We start from the raw sequence: 8458 nt of genomic DNA, 5'->3' as shown, positions 1-8458 counted from the left end.
ACGGCAACGACTACCTGTTCGACATCGAGGCCGACGAGCGCGAGCGGGCCAACCAAGCCGGCAAGGAGCCCGGGCGGCTGGCGGCCATGCGCCAAGCCTGGGAGGACTGGAACGACACTATGCCGCCCATCCCGGAGGACGCCACCGTCAGCCTGGGCTACTCCTACAAGGACATGCCGCAGCGCTGACGCGCAGGCTTCCGGGCGCGCTCAGGGGCCGACGACTTCGCCGGCCGGCGCCGATGCCGGCGGCAGCGGCTGTTGCTGCACCCTGCGATCCAGCCGGTCTTCCAGTTGGCCGATGTGCGCCGCCACGGTGTTGTCCATCTGCTCGGCGCGCTGGCGCAGCGCATCATCCAGCTGCTCGATGCGCGCCAGCAGCGCGGCGTGGCGCTCGCCGTTGCGAGCCATGTGCTCGTTCTCCTGCGCCGCCAGGAAGTTGCGCAGCTCGGTGAAGCGGGACGCCTCGGCCTTGTCGGCCAGGTCGCGCTGCGCCTGCATCTCCTTGCTGTGGCGCCGCGCGTCCATCAGCACGCTGCTCTGCAGCCACAGTACGTAGATCAGGAAGAACAAGCCCAGCAGCACCGTCAGCCCCAGCATGATCAGCCCCAGCGGGGCCGTGACCTGCATGAAGCCGACGGACATCATCGTCGGCGTGGCCAGCGTGCCCCAGTTGAGCGCGGCCAGCGCGGCGATGAGCAGAACGACGACGAGAAGGATGCCTGTGCGCAATCCCATGGTGAACCTCTCCTAGTTTTCAACTCCGCCGTTTGTAACGCAGGACGGCCCGCGCCCCTGTAGTCCGGTGGCGCGGGCCGTCGCAAGCCGGCAGGGCAGCGTCAGTTCGTCTCGGCCAATTGATCGAGGATCGCGGGGTTTTCCAAGGTACTGGTGTCCTGCGTGATCGCCTCGCCCTTGGCGATGGAGCGCAAGAGGCGCCGCATGATCTTGCCGCTGCGCGTCTTGGGCAGGTTGTCGCCGAAGCGGATGTCCTTGGGCTTGGCGATCGGGCCGATCTCCTTGGCCACCCAGTTGCGCAGCTCGTTGGCGATCTGCTTGGCCTCCTCCCCCGTGGGCCGGCCGCGCTTGAGTACCACGAAGGCGCAGATCGCCTCGCCGGTCAGGTCGTCGGGGCGCCCCACCACCGCGGCCTCGGCCACCAGGTCGGTCTTGGCGACCAGGGCCGACTCGATCTCCATCGTGCCCAGGCGGTGCCCGCTGACGTTGAGCACGTCGTCGATGCGCCCGGTGATGCGGAAGTAGCCGGTCTTCGCGTCGCGCACGGCACCGTCGCCGGCGAGGTAGATCCTGCCGCCCATCTCTTCGGGGAAATAGCTCTTCTTGAAGCGCTCCGGGTCGTTCCAGATGGTGCGGATCATCGAGGGCCACGGCCGCTTGATGACCAGCATGCCGCCCGAGCCGTTGGGCATGTCGTGGCCGGTCTCGTCGACGATGGCGGCCTGCATGCCCGGCAGCGGCAGCGTGCACGAGCCCGGCACCAGCGGCGTGGCGCCCGGCAGCGGGTTGATCACGTGGCCGCCGGTCTCGGTCTGCCACCAGGTGTCGACGATCGGGCAGCGCTCGCCGCCGACGTTCCGGTAGTACCACATCCACGCCTCGGGATTGATCGGCTCGCCGACCGAGCCGAGGATGCGCAGGCTGGTCAGGTCCCAGTTCTTCGGGTGCACCTTGGCGTCGGAGTCGGAGGCCTTGATGAGCGAGCGGATCGCCGTGGGCGCGGTGTAGAACACCGAGACCTTGTGGCGCTCGATCATCTGCCAGAAGCGGCCGGCATGGGGATACGTGGGCACGCCCTCGAACACCACCTGCGTCACGCCGGCGGCCAGCGGCCCGTAGACGATGTAGGAGTGGCCGGTCACCCAGCCGATGTCGGCGGTGCACCAGAAGACGTCCTCGGGGCGGATGTCGAAGGACCACTGCATCGACAGCCGCGCCCACAGCAGGTAGCCGCCGGTGGCGTGCTGCACGCCCTTGGGCTTGCCGGTGGAACCGGAGGTGTAGAGGATGAACAGCGGATGCTCCGCGCCCACCGGCACCGGCGCGCATTCGCTGCTCTGGCCGGCCAGCACCTCGGCGAAGGTCTTGTCGCGGCCCTCGACGCGGTTCCACGCCGAGGCCGTGCGCTCGTAGACCAGCACGGTCTTCAGCGTGTCGCAGCCGCCCATCGCCACGGCGTCGTCGACGATGGCCTTCAGCGGCATCTCCTTGCCGCCGCGCAACTGGAAGTTGGCGGTGATCACGGCCACCGCGCCAGCGTCGATGATGCGCTCCTGCAGCGCCTTGGCCGAGAAGCCGCCGAACACCACGCTGTGCGTGGCGCCGATGCGCGCGCAGGCCTGCATGGCCACCACCCCCTCCACGCCCATCGGCATGTAGATGACCACGCGGTCGCCCTTGGCGATGCCCTGCGCCTTCAGCGCGTTGGCGAACTGCCCCACGCGCGCCAGCAGTTCCTTGTAGGTGACGTGGGTGACGGTGCCGTCGTCGGCCTCGAAGATGATCGCGGTCTTGTTCTCGACCGGCGTGCCGACGTGGCGGTCCAGGCAGTTGGCGCTGGCGTTGAGTTCGCCGTCGGCGAACCACTGGTAGAAGGGCGCGTTGGATTCATCCAGCGTCTTCGTGAAGGGCTTGGTCCACTGCAGCTGCTCGCGGGCGCGGCGGGCCCAGAAGCCCTCGAAGTCCTTCGCCGCCTCGTCGCACAGCGCCTGGTAGGCGTCCATGCCCGCGATGCGCGCACCTTCGCGCGCACGGGCGTCGGGTTCGAAGACGCGGTTCTCGACGAGGACGGATTCGATCGCGGACGAGCTGCTGCTCATGACTGGTGTCTCCTTCTAGGCAGTTGTCGGGACGGACTGTGCGGCGCCACTCTTACGAAGCACTGACGCGGACGATGGTAGTCCTGCCCGCGCAGGGGTGCATCGGGGCGAAGGCGCGGCCCCGCGGGCTTCTAGAATCCGCCTCCCCCGACGACACCCTCGCCGCGATGTCCCTGCCCGATCCTTCCGACATGAACCCGCCCAAGGGCTCGCCCCTGCGCCCACTGCCCAGCCTGATCTTCGCCAGCCGCTGGCTGCAACTGCCGCTGTACCTGGGGCTGATCGTGGCCCAGGCGGTGTACGTGGTGCACTTCCTGATCGAGCTGACGCACCTGGTCGAGGCCGCCTTCGGCAGCGAGAAGGCCCTGCAGGCGCTGATCACCAGCATCGGCTACAAGACCACGGCGCCCATCACCACGCTCAACGAGACGGTCATCATGCTGGTGGTGCTGGCGCTGATCGACGTGGTGATGATCTCCAACCTGCTCATCATGGTGATCGTCGGCGGCTACGAGACCTTCGTCAGCCGCATGAACCTCGAGGGCCACCGCGACCAGCCCGAGTGGCTCAGCCACGTCAATGCCTCGGTGCTCAAGGTCAAGCTGGCGATGTCGATCATCGGCATCAGCTCCATCCACCTGCTCAAGACCTTCATCAACGCCGAGAACTACACCGACAAGGTGCTGATCGCGCAGACGGTGATCCATGCGGTGTTCCTGCTCTCGGCGATGGCCATCGCGTACACCGACCGGCTGATGTCCGGCCCGGAAGACAGGCACTGAAAGGCCAGGCCGTGACCCCGGGCGCCGCCGCACAGTCGAGCCTTGCCCGGTGGGAGCGCGGCCTGCCCTCCGAGGGCGGCCTGCCCTTCGAGCCCCTGCTGCGCCGCTGCCGGCTCGACTATTCCCCGGCCAGCCTGGGGCGCATCGACATCTTCCTGGACGCCGTGCGCAGCGCGCGCCGCCCGCAGGAGGCGGACTTCCTGGCCGACGCGGCGCAGCGCCAGCTGCTGTACCTGCTGGCCTTCTATGCCGGCGAGGTGATCGGCCGGGCGGTGGAGTGCGCCCCGCAGTGGCTGCTGCCGGCGCAGGCCGCGGCGCTGGCACCGCAACCGCCGCTGCCGGCCCACCCCTTCCATGCCGCGCTGAGCGCGCGCTTCGGCGATGCGCGGAATGCCGACGGCGCCCTGCTCTTCCTGCCCCTGGCGGCCCTGTGCGAGCGGCTGTTCGGCGTGCCCGGCGCGACGCCGCAGGGGCTGCAGGCGGCAGCCGCCGCCTGGTGGCCCGAGGCCCTGCGCGACGCCGAACGGGCCAGGGCGCCCCTGCCGCCGCGCGCCGGCGAGCCCTGGCCGCCGGAGATGCCCGCGCCCAGCCAGCCGTCCGAGGATTCACCCGAGGCCCTGTGCATCCGTGCCCAGCGCCTGACGCACGGCGAGGCCGCCGCCCCCGACCTGGGCGCCGCGCTGGACCTGTACCGGCGCGCCGCCGAGGCCGGCCTGCTCGAAGCGCAACTGCAGGCGGCCCGCCTGCACCTGCGCCACGACGGCCCCGCGCCCGACCTGCTGGAAGCCGAGCGCTGGCTGCGCCTGGCAGCCGCGCAAGGCAGCGACAAGGCGCGCGAACTCATCGCGCAGCTGGAACTGGACAAGGCTCCCACGCCCACGCTGGGCGAGCGCGTCGACGCCTGGACGGACCGCACCGTCGACTGGGTGGTCGACCGCATCGAGCGGCTGGCGGCCGCGCGATCGGCCTCGCGCAAGCGGCCCCAGTGAATTGCCGGCTGATCCATCCACATCCCGGTGACATGGCCACAGAACGCGGCTGAATTCGGGAACATCCGGATTTCATCCGGACAAAGTCGACTACAATAGAGGTCTTTTCCACAGCCGGCGGGCTTTCCGCCGGCGCTCTGCGCGCTACTCGCGGATCGTTCCTGCATCCCGTCGCGGCGCCAGATCCCTGCGCCGGCCCCTGGCCGGCGGCGGCTGGCGCTGCCAGCCACCCCGACGCCGCGTCGCACTGCTCCGCTCGGCCCCCTCGACCAGGCCCGCCGAACGGCCCCCGCTGTGCGTGACGGGCGCTGGCTGCGTCGCATCTCGTCGTCTTCAGTGCCTGCCTTGCGGCTGCGGTCCGCGGTCGCCTGCACGCTTCTTTTTTTCCAGGCGGCCATTGCCAAGCCCACCCTTACCCAAGGAGGCCTGCCGCCATGGCAAAAGACATCCAGATCGACCACGTGTTCAAGGTCTTCGGCGACGACCCGGAGGCCGCGCTCGCGCTGGTGCGCGAGGGCCTGTCCAAGCAGGAGATCCTCGCCCGCACCGGGCAATCCATCGGCGTCTTCGACGCGCACTTCGACATCAAGGCCGGCGAGATCTTCGTCATCATGGGCCTGTCCGGCTCGGGCAAGTCCACCCTGGTGCGCCTGCTCAACCGGCTGATCGAGCCCAGCGCCGGACGCGTCGTCGTCGACGGGCGCGACATCTTCAGGCTGTCCGACGCCGAGCTGCGCGCCCTGCGCCGCAAGGACATCAGCATGGTGTTCCAGTCCTTCGCGCTGCTGCCGCACATGACGGTGCGCGACAACACCGCCTTCGGCCTGGAGCTGGCCGGCGTGGACAAGGCGGCCCGCCTGGCGCAGGCCGACGAGGCGCTGGCGCAGGTCGGCCTGGCCGGCTGGGGCGACAGCTATCCCGACGAACTTTCCGGCGGCATGCAGCAGCGCGTGGGCCTGGCCCGCGCGCTGGCCTCGGACCCGTCCATCCTGCTGATGGACGAGGCCTTCTCCGCGCTCGACCCGATCATCCGCACCGACATGCAGAGCGAACTGCTGCGGCTGCAGCAGGTCAAGCGGCGCACCATCGTCTTCATCTCGCACGACCTGGACGAGGCGATGCGCATCGGCGACCGCATCGCCATCATGAAGGACGGCCAGGTGGTGCAGGTGGGCACACCCGAGGAGATCCTGCGCAACCCGGCCGACGACTACGTGCGCAACTTCGTGCGCGGCGTCGATGCGGCGGCCGTGTTCAAGGCCGGCGACATCGCGCGGCGTACACAGGTGGTGGTGGCCGAAACGCCCAGCCGCGGCGCGCGCTCCACGCTGTCGATGCTGGAGAGCCAGGACCGCGAGTTCGGCTTCGTGGTCGACACGCGCCAGCAGTTCCTCGGCCTGGTCTCGGCCGAGTCGCTGCGCACCGCGCTGAAGGACCACGAGGGCTCGCTGGGCCTGCACCACGCCTTCCTGCCCGACGTGCGCACGGTGGCCGCGATCCACCCCGTGAACGAGCTGTTCGGCCAGGTGGCGCAGTCGCCCTGGCCGCTGCCGGTGGTGGACGAAGGCGGCCGCTACGTCGGCGCCATCAGCAAGACCACGCTGCTGCGCTTCATGGACCGCAACACCGGTTGAACCCACACCTCTGGAGGACAGAAAAGATGGACGACAACACCCTTCCGAGCACCACCGACCGCACCGCGCTCGACGGCCTGGTGAACCCCGGCGCGCCGGCCGCCGACGACCCCTGGGCGGCCGTCGGCGCCGCGCCGGCGAGCCCCGCGCCCGCGGCGGACGACGACCCGTGGGCCGCCATCGCCGAGGGCGGCGGCGACGCCGGCTGGCTGGACGGCACCGCGGCCGCCGCCACCCCCGATCCCGGCGCGCTCGACACCGCCGGCGGGTTCCAGCTCTCCCAGCTGTGGGACGGCAGCCTGCCGGTGCACGACTGGATCAACGGCGGCCTGGCCTGGACGGTGGAGCACTTCCGCCCCTTCTTCCAGACCGTGCGCGGCCCCATCGACGCCACGCTCGGCGGCGTGGAGCACGCGCTGCTGGCGGTGCCCGCGCCGGTGATGCTGGCCCTGCTGGGCCTCGTCGCCTGGCAGTGCGCCGGGCGCGCGGTGGCGATCGGCGCCGTGGTCTCGCTGCTGCTGGTGGCGCTGCTGGGCATCTGGCCCGAGGCCATGACCACGCTCTCGCTGGTGCTGACCTCGCTGGCCTTCTGCGTCCTGATCGGGCTGCCGCTGGGCATCGGCCTGGCCGCCAGCGAGCGCGCCCAGCGCATCGTGCGCCCGCTGCTCGACGCGATGCAGACCACGCCCGCCTTCGTCTACCTGGTGCCGGTGGTGATGCTGTTCGGCATCGGCAACGTGCCGGGCGTCATCGTCACCATCGTCTTCGCGCTGCCGCCGCTGGTGCGGCTGACCACGCTGGGCATCCGCCAGGTGCGGCCCGACCTGGTGGAAGCCGCGCGCTCGTACGGCGCCTCGCCCTGGCAACTGCTGGCCAAGGTGCAGCTGCCGCTGGCGATGCCCTCGATCATGGCCGGCATCAACCAGGCGCTGATGCTGTCGCTGTCGATGGTGGTGATCGCCTCCATGATCGCCGTGGGCGGCCTGGGCCAGATGGTGCTGCGCGGCATCGGCCGCCTGGACATGGGCCTGGCCACCATCGGCGGCCTGGGCATCGTGCTGCTGGCCATCACGCTGGACCGCATCACCCAGGCCATGGGCCAGCCGCGCCGCGGCGCGCGCCACTGGTGGCAGGCCGGGCCGGTCGGCCTCGCCTGGCGGCTCATGCAGCCGAAGCGGCAGGCCACTGCCGACGCGGCTTCCACGCCGAACGCCGAAGCGCAGCCGGTCCTCGCCGCCCGCACGCACTGAGCCCCTGCTTCTCCCGCAACAACACCCAAAGGAGCCACCGCATGACGATCCCGTCCTCTCCCCTCGCCCGCTGGCGCGCCCTCCTCGCCGCCGGCCTACTGGCCGCCGGCAGCGCCGCCGCCACCGCACAGGCCCTGCCCGGCAAGGGCATCCGGGTGCAGCCGCTGCAAAGCTCGATCGCCGAGGAGACCTTCCAGACGCTGCTGGTCTCGCGCGCGCTGGAGAAGCTCGGCTACGACGTGCAGCCCATCCGCGAGGTGGAGTACCCGACGGCCCACATCGCCATCGCCAACGGCGACGCCACCTTCATGGCCGACCACTGGGACCCGCTGCACGCCGACTTCTACAAGAACGCCGGCGGCGACGCCAAGCTCTCGCGCACCGGCAGGTACTCGACCGGCGCGGTGCAGGGCTACCTGATCGACAAGAAGACCGCCGACGAGCACGGCATCACCAGCATCGACCAGCTCGCCGACCCGAAGATCGCCAAGCTCTTCGACGCCGACGGCGACGGCAAGGCCGACCTGACGGGCTGCAACCCCGGCTGGGGCTGCGAGGCGGTGATCGAGCACCAGCTCGACGCCTACAAGCTGCGCGACAGCGTCCGGCACGTGCAGGGCAGCTATGCGGCGCTGATGGCCGACACCATCACGCGCTTCAAGCAGGGCAGGCCGATCCTCTACTACACCTGGACGCCCTACTGGGTGAGCGGCGTGCTGCGCCCCGGCCAGGAAGTGGCCTGGCTGCAGGTGCCCTTCTCCGCCCTGCCCGGCGAGCAGGCCAAGATCGACACCAAGCTGGCCAACGGCAAGAACTACGGCTTCGTCGCCAACACCCAGCGCATCGTGGCGAACAAGGCCTTCGCCGAGAAGAACCCGGCCGCCGCGAAGCTGTTCGAGGTGATGCAGCTCCCGGTGGGCGACATCAACGCGCAGAACCTGCGCATGCGCGACGGCGAGAACAAGCC

7 protein-coding genes and 1 pseudogene are annotated in these 8458 nt (G+C 70.3%); 6 read left to right on the top strand and 2 right to left on the bottom strand.

Annotation, left to right across the window (positions count from 1 at the left end; all coding sequences use genetic code 11):
* Positions 1-188 (top strand): annotated as a pseudogene (locus tag ACIY1X_RS22000) (twin-arginine translocation pathway signal protein); the annotation flags it as partial.
* A gap of 21 nt (positions 189-209) precedes the next feature.
* On the opposite strand, the gene ACIY1X_RS21995 reads toward ACIY1X_RS22000, so the two are convergent.
* Together ACIY1X_RS21995 and acs are read right to left on the bottom strand one after the other, a co-directional pair.
* Entirely contained in the window at positions 210-737 is a 528-nt protein-coding gene (locus tag ACIY1X_RS21995; RefSeq protein ID WP_399684724.1) for a LapA family protein, read from the bottom strand.
* A 101-nt stretch (positions 738-838) separates the two neighbouring features.
* Positions 839-2836, bottom strand: coding sequence for an acetate--CoA ligase (acs, locus tag ACIY1X_RS21990; RefSeq protein ID WP_399684722.1), 1998 nt, complete (start codon positions 2834-2836; stop codon positions 839-841).
* 167 nt (positions 2837-3003) lie between these two features.
* Here acs and ACIY1X_RS21985 point away from each other — a divergent pair, with 167 nt between their 5' ends.
* The 5 genes from ACIY1X_RS21985 to proX all read left to right on the top strand — a co-directional run.
* Positions 3004-3618, top strand: a complete 615-nt coding sequence (locus tag ACIY1X_RS21985; RefSeq protein WP_038204451.1) for a TIGR00645 family protein — start codon at positions 3004-3006, stop codon at positions 3616-3618.
* An 11-nt stretch (positions 3619-3629) separates the two neighbouring features.
* On the top strand, positions 3630-4607 hold the full coding sequence (locus ACIY1X_RS21980) for a tetratricopeptide repeat protein (protein ID WP_399684719.1): 978 nt from the start codon (positions 3630-3632) through the stop codon (positions 4605-4607).
* Positions 4608-5041: 434 nt separating this feature from the next.
* Positions 5042-6241, top strand: a complete 1200-nt coding sequence (gene proV, locus ACIY1X_RS21975; protein ID WP_399684716.1) for a glycine betaine/L-proline ABC transporter ATP-binding protein ProV — start codon at positions 5042-5044, stop codon at positions 6239-6241.
* A gap of 26 nt (positions 6242-6267) precedes the next feature.
* On the top strand, positions 6268-7491 hold the full coding sequence (gene proW, locus ACIY1X_RS21970) for a glycine betaine/L-proline ABC transporter permease ProW (RefSeq protein WP_399684713.1): 1224 nt from the start codon (positions 6268-6270) through the stop codon (positions 7489-7491).
* 41 nt (positions 7492-7532) lie between these two features.
* Positions 7533-8458, top strand: a 926-nt coding sequence (gene proX / locus ACIY1X_RS21965) for a glycine betaine/L-proline ABC transporter substrate-binding protein ProX (protein WP_399684710.1), incomplete at its 3' end; no start/stop codon positions are given.

The organism is Xenophilus sp., from assembly GCF_044462705.1.
Lineage (GTDB): Bacteria > Pseudomonadota > Gammaproteobacteria > Burkholderiales > Burkholderiaceae_C > Xenophilus > Xenophilus azovorans.
The sequence above is the reverse complement of the archived record's forward strand: the minus strand, read 5'-3'. Positions and strand labels throughout refer to the sequence as shown.

Bases quoted from the DNA above. Each gene is read 5' to 3' on its own strand.
- ACIY1X_RS21995 (WP_399684724.1), bottom strand. From the start codon at position 737: ATGGGATTGCGCACAGGCATCCTTCTCGTCGTCGTTCTGCTCATCGCC.
- acs (WP_399684722.1), bottom strand. From the start codon at position 2,836: ATGAGCAGCAGCTCGTCCGCGATCGAATCCGTCCTCGTCGAGAACCGC.
- ACIY1X_RS21985 (WP_038204451.1), top strand. From the start codon at position 3,004: ATGTCCCTGCCCGATCCTTCCGACATGAACCCGCCCAAGGGCTCGCCC.
- proV (WP_399684716.1), top strand. From the start codon at position 5,042: ATGGCAAAAGACATCCAGATCGACCACGTGTTCAAGGTCTTCGGCGAC.
- proW (WP_399684713.1), top strand. From the start codon at position 6,268: ATGGACGACAACACCCTTCCGAGCACCACCGACCGCACCGCGCTCGAC.